The following is a 287-nucleotide window of genomic DNA, read 5'->3' as shown; positions in this document are numbered from 1 at the left end:
AAATAGGTGCCGATATCGGCATCCTTCAGGATTTGCGCCACCACCTTTTTCAGCGCCTGCGCATCCGCGTGGCCGAGCGCTTGCGCGAGGGCGTCGAGACGGCCGTCATCCACTTCGATGTTGAAATCGAACAGCGCCGGCAGGGTGAAGCTGCAGGCAAAGCCATGCGGCAGGCCGTAATGCGCGGTGATCGGATAGGACATGGAATGCGCCAGCGCCGTGCGGGTATGGCTGATGCAGAGACCGGCGAGCAGGCTTGCCTGCGCCATGTCGGAGCGCGCCTGAAG

1 protein-coding gene is annotated in these 287 nt (G+C 63.1%); it reads right to left on the bottom strand.

What is annotated here, in order from left to right; translation table 11 throughout:
- A partial coding sequence (locus ASD31_RS26235) for an iron-containing alcohol dehydrogenase (protein WP_162251163.1) occupies nucleotides 1–287 on the bottom strand: 287 nt, incomplete at both ends.

The sequence above is a fragment of the Rhizobium sp. Root482 genome (assembly GCF_001426565.1).
Taxonomy (GTDB): Bacteria; Pseudomonadota; Alphaproteobacteria; order Rhizobiales; family Rhizobiaceae; genus Pararhizobium.
Note: the sequence above shows the minus strand (reverse complement) of the source record. Positions and strands in the feature narration are given on the sequence as shown.